22 protein-coding genes and 1 tRNA gene are annotated in these 23147 nt (G+C 74.0%); 13 read left to right on the top strand and 10 right to left on the bottom strand.

Going from position 1 to position 23147, the window contains the following annotated elements; translation table 11 throughout:
* Nucleotides 1-112 precede the first annotated feature (112 nt).
* Complete coding sequence (locus tag OHA81_RS24625) at nt 113-1375, top strand: M14 family zinc carboxypeptidase (RefSeq protein WP_329199290.1); 1263 nt, start codon at nt 113-115, stop codon at nt 1373-1375.
* Here OHA81_RS24625 and OHA81_RS24620 read toward each other — a convergent pair.
* Both OHA81_RS24620 and OHA81_RS24615 read right to left on the bottom strand, forming a co-directional pair.
* Complete coding sequence (locus tag OHA81_RS24620; protein WP_329199288.1) at nt 1365-1844, bottom strand: GNAT family N-acetyltransferase; 480 nt, start codon at nt 1842-1844, stop codon at nt 1365-1367. The two genes, OHA81_RS24625 and OHA81_RS24620, sit on opposite strands and share 11 nt — an antisense overlap.
* A 43-nt stretch (nt 1845-1887) precedes the next feature.
* On the bottom strand, nt 1888-2451 hold the full coding sequence (locus OHA81_RS24615; RefSeq protein WP_329199287.1) for a DUF1707 and FHA domain-containing protein: 564 nt from the start codon (nt 2449-2451) through the stop codon (nt 1888-1890).
* A 116-nt stretch (nt 2452-2567) separates the two neighbouring features.
* Between OHA81_RS24615 and treZ the strand changes: the two genes are divergently transcribed.
* Entirely contained in the window at nt 2568-4319 is a 1752-nt protein-coding gene (gene treZ, locus OHA81_RS24610; RefSeq protein ID WP_329199285.1) for a malto-oligosyltrehalose trehalohydrolase, read from the top strand.
* Between the two features lie 6 nt (nt 4320-4325).
* Here treZ and OHA81_RS24605 read toward each other — a convergent pair whose 3' ends face one another.
* The gene (locus tag OHA81_RS24605; RefSeq protein WP_329199282.1) at nt 4326-5171 is read right to left on the bottom strand and encodes a LysR family transcriptional regulator; all 846 of its coding nucleotides are present in this window, start codon (nt 5169-5171) and stop codon (nt 4326-4328) included.
* Nucleotides 5172-5305: 134 nt separating this feature from the next.
* Here OHA81_RS24605 and OHA81_RS24600 point away from each other — a divergent pair, with 134 nt between their 5' ends.
* The 3 genes from OHA81_RS24600 to OHA81_RS24590 all read left to right on the top strand — a co-directional run bounded on the left by OHA81_RS24600 (nt 5306) and on the right by OHA81_RS24590 (nt 6839).
* Nucleotides 5306-5821: a hypothetical protein gene (locus OHA81_RS24600; protein WP_329199281.1), complete on the top strand. Its 516-nt coding sequence runs from the start codon at nt 5306-5308 to the stop codon at nt 5819-5821.
* Between the two features lie 122 nt (nt 5822-5943).
* Nucleotides 5944-6693 (top strand): CTP synthase C-terminal region-related (seleno)protein, encoded by a 750-nt coding sequence (locus OHA81_RS24595; protein WP_329199279.1) that lies wholly within the window; start codon nt 5944-5946, stop codon nt 6691-6693.
* A gap of 73 nt (nt 6694-6766) precedes the next feature.
* Nucleotides 6767-6839, top strand: a tRNA-His gene (locus tag OHA81_RS24590).
* Nucleotides 6840-6912: 73 nt separating this feature from the next.
* Here OHA81_RS24590 and OHA81_RS24585 read toward each other — a convergent pair.
* The 6 genes from OHA81_RS24585 to OHA81_RS24560 all read right to left on the bottom strand — a co-directional run bounded on the left by OHA81_RS24585 (nt 6913) and on the right by OHA81_RS24560 (nt 13448).
* Nucleotides 6913-7668 carry an alpha/beta fold hydrolase gene (locus OHA81_RS24585; RefSeq protein WP_329199277.1) on the bottom strand — a complete coding sequence of 252 codons (756 nt, stop codon included), beginning with the start codon at nt 7666-7668 and terminating at the stop codon, nt 6913-6915.
* A 160-nt stretch (nt 7669-7828) separates the two neighbouring features.
* Nucleotides 7829-9898: a phosphocholine-specific phospholipase C gene (locus OHA81_RS24580; protein WP_329199276.1), complete on the bottom strand. Its 2070-nt coding sequence runs from the start codon at nt 9896-9898 to the stop codon at nt 7829-7831.
* Nucleotides 9899-10178: 280 nt separating this feature from the next.
* Nucleotides 10179-10586, bottom strand: a complete 408-nt coding sequence (gene msrB, locus OHA81_RS24575) for a peptide-methionine (R)-S-oxide reductase MsrB (RefSeq protein ID WP_329199275.1) — start codon at nt 10584-10586, stop codon at nt 10179-10181.
* 15 nt (nt 10587-10601) lie between these two features.
* Nucleotides 10602-12011 (bottom strand): UDP-N-acetylmuramate--L-alanine ligase, encoded by a 1410-nt coding sequence (murC, locus tag OHA81_RS24570; protein WP_329199273.1) that lies wholly within the window; start codon nt 12009-12011, stop codon nt 10602-10604.
* A 47-nt stretch (nt 12012-12058) separates the two neighbouring features.
* Nucleotides 12059-12526 carry an indole-3-glycerol phosphate synthase gene (locus tag OHA81_RS24565; RefSeq protein ID WP_329199271.1) on the bottom strand — a complete coding sequence of 156 codons (468 nt, stop codon included), beginning with the start codon at nt 12524-12526 and terminating at the stop codon, nt 12059-12061.
* A 148-nt stretch (nt 12527-12674) separates the two neighbouring features.
* Nucleotides 12675-13448, bottom strand: coding sequence for a pyrimidine reductase family protein (locus tag OHA81_RS24560; RefSeq protein WP_329199269.1), 774 nt, complete (start codon nt 13446-13448; stop codon nt 12675-12677).
* A gap of 84 nt (nt 13449-13532) precedes the next feature.
* Here OHA81_RS24560 and zapE point away from each other — a divergent pair, with 84 nt between their 5' ends.
* The 4 genes from zapE (at nt 13533) to OHA81_RS24540 (ending at nt 17138) form a co-directional block, all read left to right on the top strand.
* Nucleotides 13533-14588, top strand: coding sequence for a cell division protein ZapE (gene zapE / locus OHA81_RS24555; protein ID WP_443056793.1), 1056 nt, complete (start codon nt 13533-13535; stop codon nt 14586-14588).
* Nucleotides 14589-14676: 88 nt separating this feature from the next.
* Nucleotides 14677-15102 (top strand): OsmC family protein, encoded by a 426-nt coding sequence (locus OHA81_RS24550; RefSeq protein WP_329199265.1) that lies wholly within the window; start codon nt 14677-14679, stop codon nt 15100-15102.
* Nucleotides 15103-15341: 239 nt separating this feature from the next.
* Complete coding sequence (locus OHA81_RS24545; RefSeq protein ID WP_329199263.1) at nt 15342-16226, top strand: PPK2 family polyphosphate kinase; 885 nt, start codon at nt 15342-15344, stop codon at nt 16224-16226.
* Nucleotides 16227-16244: 18 nt separating this feature from the next.
* Complete coding sequence (locus OHA81_RS24540) at nt 16245-17138, top strand: polysaccharide deacetylase family protein (protein WP_329199261.1); 894 nt, start codon at nt 16245-16247, stop codon at nt 17136-17138.
* 34 nt (nt 17139-17172) lie between these two features.
* Here the strand turns inward: OHA81_RS24540 and OHA81_RS24535 are convergent, their stop codons facing one another.
* A complete protein-coding gene (locus tag OHA81_RS24535) occupies nt 17173-17847 on the bottom strand; it encodes an AIM24 family protein (RefSeq protein ID WP_329199259.1) in 675 nt (224 codons plus the stop codon).
* 71 nt (nt 17848-17918) lie between these two features.
* Between OHA81_RS24535 and OHA81_RS24530 the strand changes: the two genes are divergently transcribed.
* The 4 genes from OHA81_RS24530 (at nt 17919) to OHA81_RS24515 (ending at nt 23072) form a co-directional block, all read left to right on the top strand.
* Nucleotides 17919-18692, top strand: coding sequence for an aminoacyl-tRNA hydrolase (locus tag OHA81_RS24530; protein WP_329199257.1), 774 nt, complete (start codon nt 17919-17921; stop codon nt 18690-18692).
* Between the two features lie 124 nt (nt 18693-18816).
* Entirely contained in the window at nt 18817-20226 is a 1410-nt protein-coding gene (locus OHA81_RS24525) for a DUF692 domain-containing protein (protein ID WP_329199255.1), read from the top strand.
* Nucleotides 20223-21293, top strand: coding sequence for a TIGR04222 domain-containing membrane protein (locus tag OHA81_RS24520; RefSeq protein ID WP_329199253.1), 1071 nt, complete (start codon nt 20223-20225; stop codon nt 21291-21293). The genes OHA81_RS24525 and OHA81_RS24520 overlap by 4 nt, the downstream gene beginning before the upstream one ends.
* 123 nt (nt 21294-21416) lie before the next feature.
* On the top strand, nt 21417-23072 hold the full coding sequence (locus tag OHA81_RS24515) for an alpha/beta hydrolase (protein WP_329199251.1): 1656 nt from the start codon (nt 21417-21419) through the stop codon (nt 23070-23072).
* Nucleotides 23073-23147: the final 75 nt, after the last annotated feature.

Raw genomic sequence — 23147 nt, 5'->3', positions numbered from 1 at the left:
CCTCCGGATCACCGCCGGCAAGGCGTTGGCCAGGGCTTTCTCCCGAACATTGGACACAAGTGCGGGGCGCACGGAGCAGTACGGGGCGTGCGCGGCGGGCATGGCATGAGGTGTGACCCTCCTTCGAGACATGCGCTACCCCACCCCGCACCAACTCGCCCTGGCCGCCCGCGCCCTGGCGGACGAACACCCCGCCCGGGCCCGGGTGCGGCGGGTCGGCCGCTCCCGGGGCGGGGAACCGCTCTGGGTACTGTCCCTCGACGCCGCGCGGCCGGCCGAGAACGTACTCGTCGTGGCCGGGGCGCACGCCAACGAGCCCGTCGGCGGGGCCACCGCGCTCGCCCTGGCCCGCCGCGTCATCGCCGAGCCGGCCGCCGCGAACGGCTGCGGCTGGCACTTCCTGCTGTGCGCCGACCCGGACGGCGCGGCCCTGCACCGCACGCCCCGCCCGTACTCGCTCCTGGACTACCACCGGGCCTTCTTCCGGCCCCCCGGGCCCGAACAGCCGGAGTGGGCACCGTCCTTACTGCCCGCGGACCGGCTGCCGCCCGAGACGGTGGCCCTGACCGCGCTGATCGACAAACTGCGACCCGTCCTCCAGGTCTCCCTGCACGGCACCGACCTCGGCGGTTCCTGGGTGCAGCTGACCCGCGACATCCCCGGCCTCGCGGAGCCGTTCGCCAAGTCGGCCGCCGAGCTGCGCATCCCGGTCGAGACGGGGGCCTCGGACGCCACCGGCTGGCCCTCCCCCGGGCCGGGGATCTTCGTCATGCCGGAGCCGGGGACCGGCCCCGACGGGGCCTTCCACCCCGAGGACACCCGGCTCAGCACCTGGTACCACGCCCACCGCTACGCCGGCACCACCGCGATCGTCGAAGTCCCCATGTGGGCCTCCGACACGGTGGACGACCCGGCCCCGCACCCCGACCCCCGGGGCGCGCTGCGGATGCTCGCCGGCCGGCTCACCGCCGACGCCGCGCGGGTGGCCGCCGTGCGGGAGCGGATACCCGACGCGGCGCTGCCGGGCGCTCTCGCCCCGCTGCTGCGCGCGGTCGACTGGACGCTGGCGCTGATCCCGCCGATCGCCGCGGAGTGGACCGGCCCGGGCGCCCCCGCCGAGGCCACGGCGGCCCACATCGGCAGCATCGACGCCTTCGGGCGGCGGCTGTCGCTGCGCGCCGCCGCGATGCTGCTGCGGGTGCTGCGGGCGCAAGGGGATCCGGCAGCGGCCGGGCTGGACCGGCTGGTCACCGGCTGGTGCGAGGAGTTCGCGGCGCGGTTCCAGGCCCGCTGGGTGCCGGTGGCCACCCAGGTCGAGCACCAGTCCCGGACGGTTCTCGCGGCGTGCGAACGGCTGACGGCGGTCATCCGTTAGCGGGCGGCCGCACGGCGAGGGAATAGCGCTGCTTGGGCCTGCCGGCGGCTCCGAGCCGGTCGTAGAAACGGATCGCGCCCTCGTTCCAGTCGGGCGTCTGCCATTCGACGTGCCCGAGGCCCCGCTCCCGCGCGAGGTCCGTCACGGCGTCCATCAGCGCGGCGCCGAGCCCGTGCCCGCGCGCTCCCTCGGCGAGGTAGAGGCAGTCCATGTGCAGGTAGTGGCGCCCGTCCCAGAACGAGAACTCCTCGGAGCAGGCCGCGTACCCGACGACCTCGCCCCGCGGGGTCTCGGCGAGCAGCACCCACACCCGCGCCCCGTCCTCGAACAGCGCCGCCCCGAGCCGCTCCGCGAGCCCCGGCGCCCGCGGGTGCGACTTCTTGTAGGCGACGTGCTCCTGCACCAGTTCGACGATGCGCGCCAGATCCTCGGCCCGCGCCGCCCGCACCACACTCTCGTATTCGCTCACGCCCCCATCCTGCGCCCCGGCCGAGCGGCGGACGCAGGCGGCCTCAGCCCGCCGAGAGGCGGAACGTCATGCGGCCGAAGCCGATCTGGTCGCCGTCGCGGACCACCGCGGAGCCGGTCACGCGCTGGCCGTTGACGGTGGTGCCGTTGGTCGAGCCGAGGTCGGTGAGCACCCACACGCCGCCGCGCAGGGTGAGTTCGGCGTGCGCCCGGGAGACTGTCTCGTGGCTGAGCCGCAGGCCGTTGCCCGGGTCGCGGCCGATCCGCAGGGGCGCCGCGCTCGGGTGCGGCATCAGCAGCACGGGCAGTTTCTCCACGCGCCAGGCGCGGCGGACGCCGGCGCTGACGGCCGAGACGCGGCCCACCCACCCGAACAGCCGTTGCGTCCACGGGCTTTCGCCGCTCTCCCGCGTGCGGAGGTCGGCGGTCAGGGCGGCGAGCTCCTCGGAGCGGCGGGCGACCAGCGCGAGTTCCATGCGCCGCAGGAACGTGTCGTGGGACAGCCGGCCCAGGGCAGCCCCCTCCCGGAGCTCCCCCAGCACTCGGTCGCGCTGCGCGTCGGAGACCCGCGGCGCGGGATAGGCGGGGAACTCGAAACTGGACGTCACAGGGTGATTGTCGGCCCGTCGTGGGCAAAGTGTCCAGAACTCCCCCGCCCCGGCCGGGATGATGGGCCCGACGAGGGCGACAGGGCCAGGTACCGCCGGAGACGAGGGGACCGTCCGTGCAGTTCGAAGTGTGGGCACCGCAGACAGACCGGGTCGCCATGCGACTGAACGACACCGCCTACGAGATGACCCGCGATCCGGCGCCGGACCGTGCCGGCTGGTGGACCGCGGAGGCCCCGGCCGCCGACGGTGACCGCTACGGGTTCCTGCTGGGCGACGATCCTCGGCCCCTGCCCGACCCGCGCGGCCGCCGTCTGCCGGACGGGCCTGACGGCCTGTCGGCCGTGGTCGACTTCACGCCGCTGCACCCGGACGCCCCCTCCCCCCGGATCCCGTTCCAGGACGCGGTCCTCTACGAACTGCACGTCGGCACCTTCACCCCCGAGGGCACCTTCGACGCGGCCGCCGCCCGCCTCGCGCACCTCACCTCGCTCGGTGTCACGCACGTCGAGCTGATGCCGGTCTGCCCGTTCCCCGGCCGGCACGGCTGGGGCTACGACGGGGTGGCGCCCTGGGCGGTGCACGAGCCGTACGGGGGACCGGCGGGGCTGGCGCGGTTCGTGGACGCGGCGCACTCGGCCGGGCTGGGCGTGGTGCTGGACGTGGTCCACAACCACCTCGGCCCGTCCGGGAACCACCTCCCGGCCTTCGGACCGTACTTCACCGACACCCACCACACGCCCTGGGGCGCGGCGGTCAACCTGGACGCGCCCGGTTCGGACGAGGTCCGCGCCTACTTCATCGGCAGCGCCCTGGCGTGGCTGCGGGACTACCGGATCGACGGGCTGCGGCTGGACGCCGTGCACGCCCTGGCCGACGGGCGGGCGCTGACCTTCCTGGAGGAGCTGGCGGCGGCCGTGGACGCGCTCGCGGCGGAGACCGCCCGGCCGCTGTTCCTGATCGCCGAGTCCGACCAGTGCGACCCGCGCACCACCACCCCCCGGGGGGCCGGCGGCCTCGGTCTGCACGCCCAGTGGAACGACGACTTCCACCACGCCCTGCACTGTGCGCTGACCGGCGAGTCGCAGGGCTACTACGCCGACTTCGCGGCGGCCCCGTTCGCGGCCCTCGCCAAAACCCTGACCAGGGCCTTCTTCCACGACGGCACCTGGTCCTCGTTCCGGGGCCGCACCCACGGCCGCCCCGTCGACCGCCGTCGCACGCCCGCGCACCGCTTCGTCGGCTACACGCAGACCCACGACCAGATCGGCAACCGGGCGCTGGGCGACCGGCTCTCCGCCTCGCTGTCGCCGGGGCTGCTCGCCTGCGCGGCGACGCTCGCGGTGACCGGGCCGTTCGTGCCGATGCTGTTCATGGGCGAGGAGTGGGGCGCGCACACGCCGTGGCAGTACTTCACCGACCACCCCGATCCGGAGCTCGCGGAGGCCGTACGGACGGGGAGGCGCCGGGAGTTCGCCGCCCACGGCTGGAAGGCGGAAGAGATCCCCGATCCGCAGGACCCGGCCACCCGGGACCGGTCCTGCCTGGACTGGAGCGAGCCGGAGCAGCCCGGGCACGCCCGGCTGCTGGAGTGGTACCGCACCCTCGTGGCACTGCGCCGCGGCCACCCGGACCTGCGTGACCCGGATCTCGCCGCGGTCCGGGTCGCCCACGACGAGGAGCGGCGCTGGCTGACCTTCCGCCGCGGGGAGGTCCGGGTGGTGGTGAACCTCTCCCCCGAGCCGGTGACGATCGCGCTGGGCCGCAACGGGGTACGGGTGCTGGCCGCCTGGGAACCGCTCGAACAGCCGGGCGCGGACGGGCGGATCCACGTACCGGGCGAGTCGGCGGTGGTCCTGGGGCCCTGAGCCGCGCTAATACGGCCCGCCCGTGAGCCGCGCCGCGACGGCGAGGGCCGCTCCGGTGGGGGCGCCCGGCGCCAGGAGTTCCGTACGGTGCACCAGGCGCGGTGACTCCAGCGGTACGGCGACCCCCGCGCGGGCGGCCCGCGCCACCGGCAGCGGCAGCAGGGCCAGGCCGTGCCCGGCGGCGGCGAGGGCGCACAGGGCGTGCAGGTCGGTGCCGTCGTAGCGCAGGGCCGGGGCGGTGCGGACGGCGGGCGCGAGCCCGATCCCGGGGGCGTCGAGCCAGCGGGCGTCGGCCAGGTCGTCCAGCCGGACGGCGGCCCGCCGGGCGAACGGATGCCCGGCCGGGAACAGCACGGCGAGCTCCTCCTCCCCGATGCCGGTCACCCGCAGCGGGGCCACGTCGGGCAGCCGCAGCGGATCGCTGGGCGCGGCCAGGCCGTCGACGAGCCCGAGGTCGCAGCCCCCGGCGGCGACCACGGCCGGCACCTGCGCCGGGGGCAGCACCCGCAGGGTCACCCCGGTGGCGGGCAGGGCGGCCAGCAGCCGCGGCCCGACGGCGAGCGGGGACACGGCGAGGGTGACCCGCCCGGGCGGCGCGGCGGCCAGCCGCAGCACGTCGGCGCGGGCGGCGTCGAGGCGCAGCAGGAGCGGTCCGGCGTGTTCGAGCAGCCGCTCCCCGGCGGGCGTCGGCGCCACGGGCCGCCGGGTGAGCAGCCCGGTCCGCAGGTCCGACTCCAGGGCGGCGATGTGCTGGGAGACGGCGGACTGGGTGTAGCCCAGCTCCCGTGCGGCGGCGGAGAAGGAGGCCAGCCGGGTGACGGTGACGAAGGTGCGGAGCAGGTGCGGGTCCATGCGCCCCAGCCTGCCACCGGCTGACGCGGGCCCTCCCCCGGAGCCGGCCCCAGGCGGCCCTCCGCGGGCACCCCGTCACCCGCGCTCGGCGCGCCCGGGCGGGACCCGACCCCGACGTCCCTATCGTGGGGCGGGTGAGCATCCCCAGTGGCCCCGCGGGCCGCAGCAGGCCGCTGCGCGCGTCCCGGACCGACTCCGCCGGCGCGGTGTACGGCTCCCTCCTCGCCACCTCCGTGGTGGCCACCGCCGGGGCCACCGGCAGCTTTCCGAGGCTTCAGCTCGTAGTCCTTCTGATCATCACGGGGCTGGTGTTCTGGGCCACTCACGTGTACGCCCAGCTGGCGGGGGAACGGGTGGTCGGCGAGCCCTGGAGCCGGCACGAGATCCGCCGGGTCGCCCGGCACGAGTGGCCGATCGTCGAGGCCGCGGTCCTGCCCGCGGCCGCCGTCGCCCTCAGCGGCCTCCTGGGGCTGGACTACGCGGGGACGGCGTGGCTTGCCATGGGCGTGGCTGTGGCGCAGCAGGTCGTCTGGGCCTGCCTCGGCGCCGCCCGCGCCGGCGCCACGCGTCGCCAGTTGGCGGCCGAGGGCGTCGTCAACCTCGTCCTGGGACTGATCATCGTGGCCACCAAGGCCGCGCTGAAGCACTGAGGTGGGGCGAAGCGCCGAAGCGCCGAAGCCAGGCCGCCGACGAATTGCGATCAGTTCTGCTTATCGATCGTGCATGAACAATCGTTGGCGCTGAACAGGGCTCCTGCCCCAGGATGGGACGCATGATCACCACCACCGCACGGATCGCCCTGGTCGGCGACCGCTCCCCGCACGTGAAGTCCCACACCCGGATCCCGCTCCTTCTCGACGCCCTGGCCTCCCGCGACGGGCTGGTCCTCGACGCCTACTGGATCCAGACCGCCGACGCCGGCGCCGAGGCGGCCTCGGGGGCGCTGGCCCGGTTCGACGCGGTGTGGGTGCTGCCCGGAAGCCCGTACGCCAGCGAGGCGGGGGTGCTGGCGGCGGTCCGGGTGGCGCGCGAGGAGGGGATCCCCTTCCTCGGAACCTGCGGCGGCTTCCAGCACGCGCTGCTGGAGTACGCCCGCAACGTCTGCGGGATCACCGGCGCCGCGCACGCCGAGCACGACCCGGACGCCGAGGACCCGGTGATCGCGCCGCTCGCCTGCTCGCTCGTCGGCCACGAGGGCCTCGTACGCGCCGAGCCGGGGTCACTGGCCGAGTCGGTGCTCGGCGCCGAGCGCAGCCTCGAGCGCTACCACTGCAACTACGGTCCGGCGCCGCGCCACCTGCCCGCGCTGGAGGCCGGGGGGCTGCGGCTGTCGGGGCACGACGAGGACGGGCAGGTCCGCATGGCGGAACTGCCGGGGCACCCCTTCTTCCTGGCCAGCCTGTTCCAGCCGGAGCTCGCCGGCGACGGCACGAAGCCCCACCCGATCGTGAAGGCCCTCGCCGCGGCGGCCGTGGCGCACGCCGCCGCCGTCCGTGCCCGCGGGGCGCACGCCGCCCGATAAGCGTCGCAGGACCACCCGTCTGATCAGCTATGCTGTGCATGCACGTCGAACGGGTGGTCCGCCGCCCTTCGTGGTGGGTGTAGCTCAGTTGGTAGAGCACCTGGTTGTGGTCCAGGTGGCCGCGGGTTCAAGTCCCGTCACTCACCCTGTCGACCCTGTGGGGGTACGAGGTTCTCCTCGTACCCCCACAGGCGTTTCCCGTCCTCCTCGTGACGCCGGTCAGCCCCGCAGGAACGCCTCCACCTCGGTGACGAAGGCCACCGGGGTCTCCTGGGGCGGGTAGTGGCCGGCGCCGGGGATCGCGCGGACACGGCAGTCCGGGTACCAGGCCTGCCAGGTGGCCCGCATCACGTCGGCGGTGAGGGCCAGGTCGTACTCGCCGACGAGGACCAGCACCGGGACGGTGTTGCCCTTGACGGCCGAGGACAGGTCGAGGGGCTGCCAGCTCGCGAGGTAGGCGGCGAAGGCGTCGGGCCGCGAGACCTCGCGGGAATGGGCGACCATCCGGTCGAGCCAGTGGCCGCTCGCGCGCTTGCCGGTGACCAGGTCGAGGATGACGCGCCGGTTCTCGGCGTTCTCGGCGGCGCCGTAGAAGAGTTCACGGGTGGCGTCGTCCATCTCGTACGGTCCGGCCGGCACCGGGGCGAGCCCGATCAGCTTCTCGATCCGCTCGGGCGCCCGGACCAGGACCTGTTGTGCGGCCTTGCCGCCCATGGAGTGGCCCAGCAGCGAGAAGGTGTCCCAGCCGAGCTGGTCGGCGAGTTCCAGGACGTCGTCGGCGATCTCCGGGAGGCTGTACCGGCCGGTGACGTCCCGGCGCTCGCCGTAGCCGCGGTAGTCGAGGAAGGCGTACGAGAACCCCTCCGGGTCCAGGTGGTCGAGCACGGAGCCCCAGTTGGCGGACGTACCGAACCAGTCGTGCAGCACGATGACGCGGACGGGGCCGGTGCCGATCCTGCGGTGGGCGATGGCCATGCGTTCTCCCTCGGTGACGTGGGCGGCGTGGAAACGCGACGCCGACGTTCTGCCCAGCGCACCTGCCGCCACACCGCGGGAGCGGCACCCGCCGCGCGGCCGCCGCCCGCAGGACGGTGGGTCCTGGGACGGCGGCCGGCGTGCGGTGGGGGCGGAGCCGTCAGACGGTGCTGATCGCGGGGTCCGAGACGCCGGGGGCGCCCGTCTCCACGTGGCCCGCGAAGCGGCGCAGGAAGGTGGCGTCGGCGTCCGAGACGACCTTGACGTCGTACCACCGGCCCGTCGCGGTCAGGTCCACCGTGTACGTGGCCGTGCCGCCCGCCGCGACCCGCAGGGTCTGGGACGCGCCGGCCGCGCCGTTGTAGGCGTTGGTCACCGTCAGGTTGACGGCGGCCGTGCCGGAGTTGGTCAGGGTCAGCTTGAGGTTGCCGGTGGCGGCGTCGTGGCGGGCCGTCACCTCGGGGCCCGCCTTCTTGGCGGGGCCCTTCCAGGTGCGCAGGAACCCGTTCGGGCCCCAGACGCTGAGGTTGATCTGGTACCCGGTGGAGCTGCTGGTGCTCCAGGTGTCCGACAGGGTCTTGCCCGCCTCGACGGTGTAGGGCCACGGGCCGTCGGTGCGGTTGCCGGAGGTGCTGTGGAAGTGGGCGCCCAGGGTGGGGCCGGAGGAGAACGTCAGCGTGAACTTGCCCGTGGAGACGGTGGCCTTGCCGTCCACGTACGGGGCGTAGCCCAGGGCGCGCGTGGGCTTGGCGCCGCCCTCCTGCTTGGGCAGGGTGCCGGTGGCCGGGGGGACCGGGTGGTAGGAGGGGTGCGCGTTGTGGTCCGCCGGGACGTATCCGGCGGTTGAGGGCAGCGGCGCCGGGGAGGCGTCCGCCTTGGTGAAGTCGAACGCGGAGGTCAGGTCACCGCACACGGCGCGGCGCCAGGGCGAGATGTTGGGCTCCTGGACCCCGAAGCGCTTCTCCATGAAGCGGATCACCGAGGTGTGGTCGAAGGTCTCGGAGCAGACGTAGCCGCCCTTGCTCCAGGGGGACACGACGATCATCGGGACGCGCGGGCCCAGGCCGTAGGGGCCGGCCGTGTAGCCGCCGCCCCCGGCGTACAGGTCCTTCGAGACGTCCGCGGTGGAAAGGCCCCAGGCCGAGGAGGCCGGCGGGTACGGCGGGACGACGTGGTCGAAGAACCCGTCGTTCTCGTCGTAGGTGATGAAGAACGCCGTCTTCGCCCACACCGCCGGGTTGGCGGTCAGCGCGTCCAGGACCTGCGAGATGTACCAGGCACCGAAGTTGACGGGCCAGTTCGGGTGTTCGCTGAACGCCTCCGGGGCGGCGATCCAGGAGACCTGGGGCAGGGTGCCGGCCACGACGTCCGCGCGGAGCCTGTCGAAGTACCCCTCGCCGGCCTTGGCGTTCGTTCCCGTACGGGCCTTCTCGTAGAGCGCGCTGCCGGGCTGGGCGTCGCGGTAGCTGTTGAAGTACAGGAGCGAGTTGTCGCCGTAGTTGCCGCGGAACGCGTCGCTGATCCAGCCCCAGGAGCCGGCCGCGTTCAGACCGTCGCCGATGTCCTGGTAGATCTTCCAGGAGACCCCGGCCGCCTCCAGCCGCTCGGGGTAGGTCTTCCAGCCGTACCCCGCCTCCTGGTTCCCGAGGACCGGGCCGCCGCCGACGCCGTCGTTGCCCGTGTGACCCGACCACATGTAGTAGCGGTTGGGGTCGGTGGCGCCGATGAAGGAGCAGTGGTAGGCGTCGCAGACGGTGAAGGCGTCGGCGAGGGCGTAGTGGAAGGGGATGTCCTTCCGCGTCATGTACGCCATCGTCGTCGCGGTCTTGGCCGGGACCCACTTGTCGTACTTGCCGTTGTTGTAGGCCTGGTGGCCGCCGGCCCAGTCGTGGTTGAGGCCTTCGACGAACTGCATGCCCAGGTCGGCGACCTGCGGGTTGAAGGGGAGGACGTCCTTCGTGCCGTTGGACTGGTAGAAGACGGACTTGCCGTTGTCCTGGAGGACGGGCCGCGGGTCGCCGAAGCCGCGTACGCCCTTCATCGTGCCGAAGTACTGGTCGAAGGAACGGTTCTCCTGCATGAGGACGACGATGTGCTCGATGTCCCGGATGGTTCCGGTGCTGCCCTGTGCCGGAATGGCGGCGGCCCGGGCGATGCTCTCGTTCAGCATGGCGGCGGCGGCCGTGCCGCCCGCGATCTGCAGGAACCTGCGACGGTTGAGTTCAGCCACGGTGGAGACCTCTGGGGTGTGGAGGGGGGCGAGGGGCGCCCCAAGGACAGCGGCCCCGGGGGACCGGACGGAGATCCTTGTCTGACCTTGTGCCGTACAACTGGCGAACGAAAGGGCCCGGCCGGCCTCCCCGCGTCCCGCCGGTGGAACGGTACGTCGCCCCGCCCGCGCCCAACAGATGCCGTACGCGGGCTACTTGCCGAAGCCGCCCGCACAAACGCCACCGGCCGCCGGGCGGGGGCCCGGCGGCCGGTGGCGATGGACGGTGCGCCCGGCGGGGTCAGTCCTCCGTCGGGGTCAGGCGCAGGGAGATGCTGTTGATGCAGTACCGCTGGTCGGTGGGGGTGGGATAGCCCTCGCCCTCGAAGACGTGGCCCAGGTGCGAGCCGCACTTCGCGCAGCGGACCTCGGTGCGGACCATGCCGTGCGAGGTGTCCGCGATCAGCTCGACCGCGTCGCTGTCCTTCGGGTCGTAGAAGGACGGCCAGCCGCAGTGCGACTCGAACTTCGTGTCGGAACGGAACAGCTCGGAGCCGCACGCCCGACAGGAGTAGACGCCTTCCGTCTTGGTGTCCGTGTACTCACCGCGGAAGGCCGGTTCGGTGCCCGCGAGGCGCAGCACCTGGTACTCGGACGGGGTCAGCTCCGCCTGCCACTGCTCGTCCGTCTTCTCGACCTCGTACGCCATGACGCTCCCGCTCCCTCAGTTCGACGGCCGGGCGAGACCGATGCTCTCCAGGATCAGGGGACCCAGATCCGTGACGTCGCCCGCGCCCATGGTGAGAACGAGATCGCCCGGCTTCGCCATTCCCGCGATGACCTCGGCGACGGCGTCCTTGTCGTGCTCGGCGGCGACGTCGGCGCCCGCCGTGCGGGCTGCTTCGATGATGATCTCGCTGGTGACCCCGGGCAGGGGGTCCTCGCGGGCCGGGTAGATGTCCAGGACCACGGAGGCGTCGGCCAGCGCCAGGGCCAGGCCCATCTCCTTGCCGAGTTCCTGCGTGCGGGAGAAGAGGTGGGGCTGGAAGACCACGAGGATGCGGGAGTCCGCCGCGGCGCCGCGGATGGCCTCCAGGTCGGCGGTCATCTCCGTGGGGTGGTGCGCGTAGGAGTCGATGACCTGCACGCCCGCTGCCTCGCCCTTGAGCTGGAGGCGGCGCTTGACGCCGGTGTACTTGCCGAGGGCGGAGGCCAGGTTGTGCGCCGGGATGCCGAGCGCGACGCCGGCGGCGAGCGCCGCGACCGCGTTGTGCGCGTAGTGGCGGCCGGGCACGGAGACGGTGAAGGTGAGCATCCGCCCCTCCAGCACCACCGTGACCTCGCTGGTCAGGCCGCGCGGGGTGATCTTCGTGATCCGGACGTCGGCCTCGGCCTCCTCGCCGTACGTGACGACCCGCAGCCCCTCCCGGCCGGCGACGCGGGCGGCGATCTCGGCCGCACCGGCCTGGCCGTGGGCGACGACCAGGGTGCCGCCGGGGACGATCTTCGAGACGAAGGTCTCGAAGGACTCGTAGATCTCCTCCATCGACGCGTAGTTCGCGTGGTGGTCGAGTTCCGCGTTGAGGATGATCGCGACCTGCGGGGCGTACTTGTGGAAGCTGCGGTCGCTCTCGTCCGCCTCGGCCACGAAGATGTCGCCCTCGCCGTGGTGGGCGTTGGAACCGGGGGCGTCCAGGTCGCCGCCGATGGCGTAGGAGGGGTCCAGGCCCAGGGCCGAGAGGGACACCGCCAGCATCGAGGTGGTGGTGGTCTTGCCGTGCGTGCCGGCGACGGCGATCGGCCGCAGGCCGTCCATCAGGGCGGCGAGGGCGTCGGAGCGGTGCACGACCGGGATGCCGAGTTCGGCGGCGCGGGCCAGCTCGGGGTTGTCGGCGCGGATGGCACTGGAGACGACCACGCAGGTGGAGTCGTCCGCGAGGTGGCCGGCGGCGTGCCCGACGTGCACCGTGGCGCCGTGGGCGCGCAGCGCCCGGGCGGTGTCGGAGTCACGGGCGTCACTGCCGGCCACCCGGGCGCCGCGCTGGGCGAGGATCTTCGCGATGCCGGACATGCCGGCTCCGCCGATGCCGATGAAGTGGGGCCGTTCCATGGCGGTCGGCAGGCCGGGCTTCATTCAGGTCGCTCCAGTAATCGATTGCTAGGGGTGGGCCGGGGGCCAGCCTATTCGTTGTGGGCGAAGAGCTTGAGCACCGGAACGCCGACCTTGTGGCGCGCGCGGGAGGCCCAGTCGCGGTGGAAGAACTCCTCCACGAAGTGCGGGGCGGTCAGGACGATCACCTCGTCGGCCCCGGTCTCGTCCACGACGGACCTGAGCTTGTCGAGCGGATGGTCCTCGACGAGCTGCCCGACCGCCTTGGCCCCCTTTCTGCGCAGGGCCTCCAACGAGTGTTCGAGCGCCTGCGCGGCGGGGCGGCGGGCCTCGGAGCCCTCCGGCTCGTCGCCCTCGTGCAGCGCCTCGGGGATCTCGCCGAGCGCGACGTCGTCGATGGCGCGCAGCAGCCTGTCCTGGTCCCCCCTCGGTTGCATGAGGACGATGAAGGAGACCTCGTCGTCTCCGTGCAGGGTGGTGACGAAGTCCACGTCCACCGGGGTCAGCGGCTGCTCGATCATCAATACGCTCGTGAACACGGACGCCCTCTCCTTCATGGGCCGAGGCCGGTGGGCCGGCCTCTGCGGAAACCGTCCTGCCCCGCTCGCGCGCGGGCTTTGCGCGGCTATCTCTGCCCAGGTATGTGCCCAGCGGAAGCTAAGCGGAACGACGAATTCCGCCCCTGGTTCAGATTCGACGGTAACGGGTGAAGAGGAACCCGGCCTCCTCCAGCACACCGGCCGCCGCGAGCCGGTGCGGAACCGTGACGGAGGGCCCCCCGGAGATGCGCTGGGCGTCCCCCGCCGTGAGCATCGGGGAGATCGTCAGGCACAGCTCGTCCAGCACGTCGGCGGCCACGAGCTGCCCCAGCAGCCGGGGGCCGCCCTCGGTGAGCTGGCGGCGCAGGCCGCGCGCGGCCAGTTCCCGTACGGCCCGTACGGGGTCCACTGCCGCCCCGTCGCCCGCGAGCACGACCTCGGCCCCCGCTCCGGCAGCCTCGGCCACGCGGTCGGCGGGCGCGGCGGCGCCGGTGACGACCAGCGTCGGCACGAGGGGGGAGGTGAACAGGGGCAGGGAGAAGTCCAGCTCCATACTTGCGGTGATCACCGCGATGGCGGCCGCGGGACCCTGGCCCGAGGCGCTGCGGCGGTCCGCGAAGGCCTCCCGGGCGCGTGCCGGGCGGTAGCCCTCCTGGCGAACCGTTTCCGCGCCGACGACGATCACGTCGGCCAGGGCGCGCAGGGTGCCGAAGATCTGCATGTCGGTCTCGCCGGAGATCGGCTGCGAGCGGCCGTCGTGCTGGGCGGCTCCGTCCAGGGTCGAGACCATGTTTGCCCGCAGCCAGTGTTCCTCCGGGCCGAGCTCGGGGTACGCATAGGCCTCCGCGAGCTCGTCCAGAGACCACGGGCGGTCGTTCTGGTCTGCTGATGTCTGATCGGTCACAGGGAACAGGCGTCGCATCGATGCAGTGTGCCACGGCACGTAGAGTTGAGGGCTGTGTCAACCTCTCTCACGACCTCCGGTCAGGCCTCCGGGCGGCATCCGATAGCCGACGCGGGCCCCCAGGCCCTGTGTGCCCGGGCCCCCCGCGTGCCCGCCGAACGGCTGGTCGCCGAGATGGTGCCGCCGCCGCGGTTCGACGCGGTGCGCTTCGACACCTACGACCCCGACCCCACCCAGCCCAGCCAGCGCGAGGCCGTCACCGTGCTGAGCACCTTCGCCGCGGGACTGGGCGGGGCGCACGCGAGCGGCGCGGGCAAGCGGCGCTGGTTCTCGAAGAAGCCCGCCGCGACGGCCTCCCCGGGCGGGGTCTACCTCGACGGCGGCTACGGCGTCGGCAAGACGCACCTGCTGGCCTCCCTGTGGCACGCGACCCCGGCCGAGCCGGCACTGAAGGCCTTCGGCACCTTCGTGGAGCTGACGAACCTGGTCGGCGCTCTCGGCTTCCAGCAGACCGTGCAGACCCTCGGCGGGCACCGGCTGCTGTGCATCGACGAATTCGAGCTGGACGATCCGGGCGACACGGTGCTGGTGTCCTCGCTGCTGAGCCGGCTGGTGGAGCAGGGCGTGGCGCTGGCCGCGACCTCCAACACGCTGCCCGGCAAGCTCGGCGAGGGCCGGTTCGCCGCGGCTGACTTCCTGCGCGAGATCCAGGGCCTGTCCGCGCACTTCCGGCCACTGCGGATCGACGGCCAGGACTACCGGCACCGGGGGCTGCCGGAGGCGCCGGCGCCGTTCTCGGACGAACAGGTGGCCAAGGCCGCGTACGCGACGCCGGGCGCGAGCCTCGACGACTTCCCGGGGCTCCTGGACCACCTGGCGAAGGTGCACCCGAGCCGCTACGGAGCGCTGACGGACGGGATATCCGCGGTGTGCCTGACCGATGTCGGCCCGGTCCCCGACCAGTCGACGGCGCTGCGGCTGGTGGTGCTGGCCGACCGGCTGTACGACCGGGAGATACCGGTCCTCGCCTCGGGCGTGCCGTTCGACCGGCTGTTCAGTGAAGACATGCTGGCCGGGGGCTATCGGAAGAAGTACTTCCGCGCCATATCCCGGCTCACCGCCCTGGCGCGCGACGCGAAGGGGCTGGTGGCCCAGTAGGTTGGACGGCGCCGGGCCGTCCGCGTGTGACCGATCGTCATGCGCGGGGCCGGTCCGGTCGTTTCCCACTTCTGCGAAGGGATCCACCATGGCCACCACGCGTACCGCGCACACCGACTGGCAGGGCAACCTCCTCAAGGGCTCCGGCGTCGTCTCCCTCGACTCCTCGGGCCGGGGTTCGTTCGACGTCTCCTGGCCCTCGCGCGCCGAGGCCGCGAACGGCAAGACCAGCCCGGAGGAGCTGATCGCCGCCGCGCACTCCAGCTGCTACTCGATGGCCCTCTCGCACGGCCTCGACGGCGCCGGGACCCCGCCCACCCGGGTGGAGACCAAGGCCGACGTGACGTTCCAGCCGGGTGAGGGCATCACCGGCATCCACCTGACGGTGCGCGCCGAGGTTCCGGGGCTGGACGCCGACGCCTTCCAGGCCGCCGCCGAGGACGCGAAGAAGAACTGCCCGGTCAGCCAGGCCCTGACGGGTACGACGATCACCCTGAGCGCCGAGCTGATCTGACGCCGCCACTCCCGGCCGGCGGGGTGCCCGGCCGGCCGGGCGCCGCGCGGTGGGGCGAGTTCGCCGGGGCCACCGTCTCCCCCGGCGCCCGGACGGTGTGCGTCGACGCCTGCACCCGGCAACCGCCTCCGCGGTGGCCGGCCCCCGGAGCACCGATCCGTTTCCGATCCGCCCCACCGTGCGCCGCCGACCCCGATGTCGGATGATCGGACGAAGTCGACTGATCGGGGTGGACGGCGATGGCGAAGAAGGACGGTACGCGCGGCAAGGCCCGGGCCGGGTCCCCGCCCTCCCTGCGTGAGCTGCTCCGCGTACCGCCCGGCAGGGTCGACCTGACCGCCGTGGACCCGTCCGCGACCCCCGGCGGTCCCTCGCGCAAGGCGGACGCCCTGGCCGACACGGCCGCCAGGACGGCCGGGCCGCTCGCCTCGCTCCAGGAAAGGCTGTACGCGGCGAGCACCGCGGGTGACCGGCGCCGGCTCCTGCTCGTCCTCCAGGGCATGGACACCAGCGGCAAGGGCGGCACGGTCAAGCACGTGATCGGCCTCTTCAACCCCTCGGGATGCCGCATCCACGCCTTCAAGGCGCCCACCCCGGAGGAACGCAGCCACCCCTTCCTCTGGCGCGTCGAAAGGGTCCTCCCCCGGCCCGGCGAGATCGGCATCTTCGACCGCTCGCACTACGAGGACGTCCTGATCGCCCGCGTCCGCGAACTGGTTCCCCGCCGCGAGCTGAACCGGCGCTACGACGAGATCAACCGCTTCGAGGAGGCGCTCGCGCAAGACGGCGTCACCGTGGTGAAGGTCTTCCTCCACATCTCCTACGAGGAGCAACGCGCCCGGCTGCTGGCCCGGCTCGACAGCCCGTCCAAGCACTGGAAGTTCAACGTCGGCGACATCGAGGAGCGGACGCTGTGGCCGGCGTACCAGCGCGCCTACGAGCTGGCGCTGGAGCGCTGCTCCACGGACGCCGCGCCCTGGTACACCGTGCCCGCCGACCGCAAGTGGTACCGCAACTGGGCCGTCGGCAGGCTCCTGCTGGAGCATCTGGAGGACATCGGCCCGCGCTATCCGGGTGCTGATTTCGACGTAGGCGAGTGCCGCGCGCGTCTACTTGCCACATAGTCGGATATTTTGCCTGGCGTGACCCTCTCCGTAGCAGTGCGCAAAGCCGCGGCCACGGCCGTTCTCGGTGCCGCCCTCGCCGGTTGCGGGGGCGGCACCGGCTCCTCGCCGAAGCCGGCCAACGAAATCCGCACGGGCTCCCCGGCGGTCCCCGCACCCGCCTCGCCCTCCGCCGCCCCTTCGGGCTCCCCGCAGGCCGGCGCGCCGGCCCGGGTGCCCGTCCTGCCGCCCGGCCCGAACGGCCTGACGCCCGTCTTCGAGCGGGCGAAGCAGCACGGCGACAAGACCGTCGCGCTGACCTTCGACGCGGACATGACCTCCGACCAGGGGCCGCGCGCCGCCTCGGGGGAACGTTTCGACAACCCGCAGCTGATCTCGTCCCTGCGCGCCCTCAAGGTGCCCGCCACCATCTTCATGACGGGCCGTTGGGCGGAGGAGTACCCGGACCAGGCGAAGGCCATCGGCAGCGACCCGAACTTCGAGATCGCCAACCACTCGTACAGTCACCACGCCTTCAAGTCCCCCTGCTACGGGCTGCCCGCGCTCGACGGCGCCGCCGCCACGGCCGACGTGGACCGGGCCTTCGCCGCCTTCCGCAAGGCGGGCGCGGTCAACACCGTCCCCTACTTCCGTTTCCCCGGCGGCTGCTACGACGACCAGGCGCTGCGGGCGCTGTCCCCGGCCAAGGTGACGGCCGTGCAGTGGGACGTGGTCAGCGGTGACGCGTTCGCCAAGGACCCCGACGCGGTGGCGGAGCAGGTGCTGGCCGGGGTGAAGCCGGGGTCGGTGGTGGTCATGCACTGCACGCGCAGCGCGGCGCCGGTCACCGAGCAGGCCGTCCGCAAGGTCGTCCCGGAGCTGCGCAAGCGCGGCTACCGCTTCGTGAAGGTCTCCGAACTGATCGGGAAGTAGGGACCCGGTCGTCCCGGACGAGGCCGCCCGCGGTTCAGTGCGCCGCGGGCGCCTCGGTGACCTCGCTGGGGCGGACGATGACGAACCCCTCGCCGCTCAGCTTGAGCTGTACGGCCTCCCCCGAACCGCCGCGGATCATCGACCCGATCGACTGGGAGCGGTGCAGCCCCGTCTCCAGCGCGGCGCTCCATCCGACCACCGCGTCGGTGTCCACGTAGACGGGCGCCTGCGCGGTGACCGGGATGATGATCGGGTTGCCGTCGCAGATCACCGCGAGCTTTCCGGTCCCGGTGAACAGGCTGTTGAAGAGGCCGCCGCCGGTCATGCCCGCGCCCTTGACCATCTTGATCTCGTAGGACAGCGACGGGTCGAAGCACAGGACGTTGCGCCCGTTGATGGTCAGGGCGTCACCGGGCTCGAACTCGACGATGAAGCAGTTCGCGGCCTGGTGGGCGAACCAGGCCTCGCCCTGGCCGCGCACCGACATCAGGGGCAGCCCCTCGCCGGTCACGGCCCGCTTGAGCATGCCGCCTATGCCCTGCCCCCTGCGCTCGAACTGGAGGTTGCCGCGGAAGGCGACCATCGAGCCCTGACGGGCCAGCACCTCCCCGTTGACGGTGTACTTGACGGACTTGGCGTTCTGGAGGGTCATGCCGGCGACGGCGGAGGGCTGGACCAGGTTCTCGGACGCGAAAAGATCACTCTTCATGGGCCCGATCCTCGCCCGCAGGCAACCCCTGCGGCATCCTCCTCAAGTCGGAGGCTGGCAGACTGGGCCGGATGAGCACCGAGGACACCCAGGCCCGCCAGGACACCGCCCCCGCACCGGCCGTAGGGGCCGACAGTCCGTTCCGCAAGGAGCACGCGGCCCGCGACGAGGCCCCCCAGTTCGTGCTGCCGCTGGTCGTGCGGATCGAGAAGACCGCGCCGCCGGCCAGGACCGACGCGTTGGAGACGGCGGCCCGCGCGGTGCTGGTGCTGCTGACGGACGAACGCGCGCACGGCGAGGGCGAGTGGGCCGACGCCGTCCGGGACTGGCAGGACGCCCGGATCCGCAAGGTGGTCCGGCGCGCCCGCGGGGCGGAGTGGCGCAAGGCCGAGTCCCTGCCGGGGGTCACGGTCCGCGGCGCGGGCCCGTCGGGGGCCGGGTGCGAGGTACGGGTCTTCCCGCCGGTACCCCTCGACGGCTGGCCCAAGGAACTGGCCAAGCTCCAGGTGTCGGGCACCGACCTCGACGACCCGGAGCCGGTCCCCGCGGCGGCGCCCGGCGTACCCGTGCTGTGGCTCAACCCCGACCTGGACATGTCGGCCGGCAAGGCGATGGCCCAGGCCGGGCACGCGGCGCAGCTGGCGTGGTGGGAGCTGACCCCCGCGGAGCGCGGCGCGTGGCGGGAGTCCGGTTTCCGGCTGGCCGTACGGACGGCTCCGCGCGAGCGGTGGGCGCAGTTGAGCGGGAGCGGCCTGCCGGTGGTGCGGGACGCGGGGTTCACGGAGATCGCCCCGGGCTCCTGCACGGTCGTCTCGGACCATCCGGCGCTGCGGGCGCGGCTGTAGGTCCGCCGGGGGCCGGCCGCGGCGGAACCTCAAATGTTGCTCTGAACGTCCCCTCCGGCGGGTTGGCGGGACCTCGCCGGGGCCATCACACCGGCGTACGGACCGAGGGAAGGGGGGCGGGGACATGAAGCCCGTGGCACACCTGGGGGTGGGCATCGGCTGGCGGCCCGAGATCGCGGAAGCGGTGGAACGGCTGCCCGGCCTGGACTGGGTCGAGGTGGTGGCGGAGAACATCTGCCCCGGCCATCTGCCGGCCTCGCTGACGCGGCTGCTGGAGCGCGGCGTCCGCGTCGTCCCGCACGGGGTCTCCCTGGGCCTCGGCGGCGCCGACCGCCCGGACGCCGGGAAGCTGGCCGCGCTCGGGGAGCGGGCCGTGGCGCTGGGGGCGCCGCTGGTCACCGAGCACATCGCGTACGTACGCACCTCCTCGCCGGCGCTGGAGGCCGGGCACCTGCTGCCGGTGCCGCGCACCCGGGAGGCGCTGGACGTGCTCTGCGAGAACGTCCGGATCGCGCAGGACGCGCTGCCCGTGCCGCTGGCGCTGGAGAACATCGCCGCGCTGTTCCCGTGGCCCGGGGACGAGCTGACGGAGGCGCGGTTCCTGACCGAGCTGGTGGAGCGGACGGGGGTGCGGCTGCTCATCGACGTGGCGAACCTGCACACCAACCGGGTGAACCGGGGCGAGGACCCGGCGGCGGTGCTCGACGCGATCCCGCTGGAGGCGCTGGCGTACGTGCACGTCGCCGGGGGTGTGGAGCGCGGCGGCGTGTGGCACGACACGCACGCGCACCCCGTGCCGGAGGTGGTGCTGGACGTACTGGCGCAGCTGCGGGCACGGGTGGAGCCGGCCGGGGTCCTGCTGGAGCGGGACGACGACTTCCCGCCGGAGGGTGAGCTGGCCGGGGAACTCCGGGCCATCCGCGACGTGTTGACGGGCCGCCCGGTCCCACCCGCCCCGGCCCTGCGCGCTGCGTCTGCCGGGGGCTCGGCCTCCGCGGGCCGGCCCCGCGCACGTGCGGCTTCCGATGCCTCGGGCCCCGCCCCGGACGCGGTCGCGGTCGCGGTCCCGCAGACGGACGCGGACGCCGTGGAGGACCGGGCCGGCGTCCCGGAGACCGTGACGGACCGCGTCCGGACCCGGCTCGGGCTCCAGCAGGCCGCCCTGCTGTCCGCGCTCGTCGCGGGAACCCCCGTACCGGAGGGCTTCGACCGGCAGCGGATCCGGGTGCAGGCGCGGGCGCTGGCCGCCAAGCGCGCTTCGGTGGTGGCGAAGGTGGCGCCGGAGCTGCCCGCGCTCCTGGGCGGCGGGGACGCGTACCGCACCGCGTTCCTCGGCTACGCCCGCGGCCGCCCGATGAGGGCCGGGTACCGCCGCGACGCCCTGGACTTCGCCGAGCACCTGCTGATCCGCGGCCTGCCGGCCGACCCGGCGGCCCGCCGCCGTCTCACCGTCTGGTGGCGGGAGCGGGCCGGGGCGCGGCCGCCGCGCCGGGTCGTGCGGTGGGCACGTGCGCTCGTGGGGAGGGCGGCGTGAACGCGCTCGCCGTGGCGGTCTGGCTCGCCGTGGCGCTCTCCAGCGTGCTGCTCCTGCTCGGCGGGCGCGGGCGGCGCTCCTCGGCGTCCGGCGCGGCGGCGTACCTGCACGACCTGTCGGAGGCCGCGTTCCTGGTGGGCGGGCCCGGGGCGGTCGTGGACAGCGCGCTCGTGTCCCTCCTCTGCGACGGCCGGCTGGTGGTCGGCGGCCCCGGCATCGTCCACGCCCGGCCCGGGGTGCGGGCCGCCGACGTCGCCGAGCGCGCCGTGCTCCAGGCCCTGCTGCGGGCCCCGTCGGGGTGGCTGTACCAGGTGCGGTACGCGGCCATGGTCGACCCGGCCGTGCAGGAGACCGGGGACGCCCTGGCCGACCGCGGGCTGATCACCGTGCCCGGATCCGGGCGCGGGTGGCGCCGCTGGGGGCTGGCCCAGGCGGTGGTGTGCGCGGTGCTGGTGCCGGTGTCCCTGGTGCTCACCTTCGTGGCGTGGGCGCCGGAGCGCGGGTTCCAGGTGCCCTTCGTCTTCAAGGTGTTGCCCGCGCTGCTGATCGGGATCGCGTGCGGGGTCACCGGCTCGCGCCGGGCCCGTCGGCGGATCACGCCGGCGGGGCGGGAGGCGCTGGGCGCGATGCGGGCCCGGTACGCGGGCGACCGGACCCCGCGCGTGCAGACGGCCCTGTTCGGGCTGCGCGGTCTGCGGGACCCGTACCTGCGGCAGCAGTTGGTGCCGGCCGCCCGCGGCACCCGCCTGGCCGCTGCGCAGTCCGGTCCGCGGCGGGCCGGCGACTCCGGCTCGTCCGATGCGGCCGTCCCGTTCGGGCCGCTGGTGTGGTGTGCGGCGGCCGACGGCGGGGGCTCGGGCTCCTCCTGCGCGGGCGCCGGTTCCGGCTGCGGCTCCTCCGGTTCCAGCTGTTCCGCCTCCGCCTGTTCCACGGGCTCGGGGTGCTCGTCCGGTTCCGGTTGCTCCGGCTCGTCGGGCTCCGGCTGCTCGTCCTCCTCGGGATCCGGCTGCTCCTCGGCCTCCTCCTGCTCGTCCTCCTCCGGCTCCAGCTGTTCCAGCAGCTCCTGACCGCCCATCGGCCCGGCGCGGTACGACAAAAGGGCGGAGCGGGGCGACACCCGGCGCGGGGTGCTGTACAGCGACGCCCGCGCGGCATCTGATCGGATCAGCCGATGAGATGAGAGGGCCGCCATGCGCAGGAAGCTCGCACACCGCGCGGTCGTCGCGGCGGTCCTCTCCCTGGCTCTGACCGGTCCCGTCCCCGCCCGGGCCGCCACCGGGACCGACGGGGGCACGGGGGCCGCCGAGGCCGCAGGGGCTGCCGAGGCTGCCGGGGCCGAGGCCGTCGCCCGCAACCCGCCACCGCTCGACTTCGGGCCCTGCCCCGACGCCGAGATGCTGCCGGACCCCGTCCGGTGCGCGGCCTTGCGCGTCCCGCTCGACTACGCCCGCCCCGACGGCCCGCACATCTCCCTCGCCGTCAGCCGGGTTGCCGCCACCGGCCGCGGCGGAGCGGCCCGGCAGGGCGCCCTCGTCCACAACCCGGGCGGGCCCGGCGCCTCCGGGATGGCCTTCCCGCTCTATGGGACCCTGCCCTCCTGGCAGCGCGTCGCCGCCGCCTACGACCTCATCGGGTACGCCCCGCGCGGGGTCGGCCGCTCCGCCCCGCTCTCCTGCCGGGAGCCGGCCGCCCGCGCCGGGGCGCCCACCCAGATCCCGGCCGACCCCTCACCCGCGTACAAGGGGCAACGGGCCGCCGCCGCCCGGGCCTACGCCCTCGGCTGCGCCCGGCGGGCCGGCGCCGCCCTGCCGTACTACACGACCCTGAACAACGTCCGGGACCTGTACGTGCTCCGCGCCGCCCTCGGGGAACCGAAGCTGAACTTCCTGGGCGCCTCGTACGGCACCTACCTGGGGGCCGTCTACGCCACCCTCTACCCGGGCCACCTGCGCCGCATGGTCTTCGACTCGGCCGTCGACCCCGACCCGCGGCGCGTGTGGTACCGCAACAACCTCGACCAGGGACCCGGCTTCGAGCGCCGCTGGTACGACTTCCGCGCCTGGACCGCCCGCCACCACGCCGCGTACGGCCTCGGCGCCACGCCGGAAGCCGTGCTGGGTGCCTACGAGCGCGTCCGGGCCGCACTGGCCCGTACCCCCGCGGGCGGGGTGGTGGGGACGGGCGAACTGCACGCCGCCTTCCTCCAGACGGCCTACTACGACGACGTCTGGCCGGACCGGGCCCGGGCGCTGGCGGCCTACCTGCGCGGCGACCCGGGTCCGCTGACGGAACAGGCGGCACCGGACCCGGCGCGGGCCGCCGCCGTCGAGAACGCGACGGCCGTCTACACGGCGGTGCTGTGCAACGACGCCCCCTGGCCCGCCGACTGGGAGACCTGGGACCGGGACAACACCGAGGTGGCGCGCCGGGCGCCCTTCGAGACCTGGGCCAACGCGTTCCTCAACCTGCCCTGCGCCTCCTGGCCGGTGCGCGAGCGGCAGCGCCCGGTGGACGTGGCGGCCGGGCGGCCGGGGCTCCCCCGCACGCTGATCGTGGCGGCGGAGCGGGACGGGGCGACCCCCTACCCGGGCGCCCTGGAGCTGCAGCGGCGGCTGGCCCCGTCGGCCGCGCTGGTCACGGAGGAGGGAGCGGGCCAGCACGGGGTGGCCGGCGGTCACAACGACTGCGTCGACCGTCATGTGGAGCGGTACTTGCTGACGGGAGGCACCCCGAGGTGGCGTGCCTCGTGCGCGCCGCATCCGGAGCCCGCACCGGTGTCGCTGGACGAGCGGGCGGCGGGCACCCGGGGGAATGCTCCCAGGGCGCTGCTGCCGCCGGTCGTCTGAACTTCCGGGCGGGGTCTCCGGCTGCGTCGATTCGGGGGCGGGGCCTCCCGATCACCGGAACGCCGCTCCTCTCGC

Source organism: Streptomyces sp. NBC_00667, assembly GCF_036226825.1.
Taxonomy (GTDB): domain Bacteria; phylum Actinomycetota; class Actinomycetes; order Streptomycetales; family Streptomycetaceae; genus Streptomyces.
This window is presented reverse-complemented; position numbering and strand designations above follow the sequence as displayed.

Excerpts from the sequence above, each read along its gene's own strand:
- OHA81_RS24605 (WP_329199282.1), bottom strand. The coding sequence starts at position 5,171 with ATGGACCCGCACCTGCTCCGCACCTTCGTCACCGTCACCCGGCTGGCC.
- OHA81_RS24595 (WP_329199279.1), top strand. The coding sequence starts at position 5,944 with ATGATCACCACCACCGCACGGATCGCCCTGGTCGGCGACCGCTCCCCG.
- OHA81_RS24585 (WP_329199277.1), bottom strand. The coding sequence starts at position 7,668 with ATGGCCATCGCCCACCGCAGGATCGGCACCGGCCCCGTCCGCGTCATC.
- msrB (WP_329199275.1), bottom strand. The coding sequence starts at position 10,586 with ATGGCGTACGAGGTCGAGAAGACGGACGAGCAGTGGCAGGCGGAGCTG.
- murC (WP_329199273.1), bottom strand. The coding sequence starts at position 12,011 with ATGAAGCCCGGCCTGCCGACCGCCATGGAACGGCCCCACTTCATCGGC.
- OHA81_RS24560 (WP_329199269.1), bottom strand. The coding sequence starts at position 13,448 with ATGCGACGCCTGTTCCCTGTGACCGATCAGACATCAGCAGACCAGAAC.
- OHA81_RS24550 (WP_329199265.1), top strand. The coding sequence starts at position 14,677 with ATGGCCACCACGCGTACCGCGCACACCGACTGGCAGGGCAACCTCCTC.
- OHA81_RS24545 (WP_329199263.1), top strand. The coding sequence starts at position 15,342 with ATGGCGAAGAAGGACGGTACGCGCGGCAAGGCCCGGGCCGGGTCCCCG.
- OHA81_RS24535 (WP_329199259.1), bottom strand. The coding sequence starts at position 17,847 with ATGAAGAGTGATCTTTTCGCGTCCGAGAACCTGGTCCAGCCCTCCGCC.
- OHA81_RS24530 (WP_329199257.1), top strand. The coding sequence starts at position 17,919 with ATGAGCACCGAGGACACCCAGGCCCGCCAGGACACCGCCCCCGCACCG.
- OHA81_RS24525 (WP_329199255.1), top strand. The coding sequence starts at position 18,817 with ATGAAGCCCGTGGCACACCTGGGGGTGGGCATCGGCTGGCGGCCCGAG.
- OHA81_RS24515 (WP_329199251.1), top strand. The coding sequence starts at position 21,417 with ATGCGCAGGAAGCTCGCACACCGCGCGGTCGTCGCGGCGGTCCTCTCC.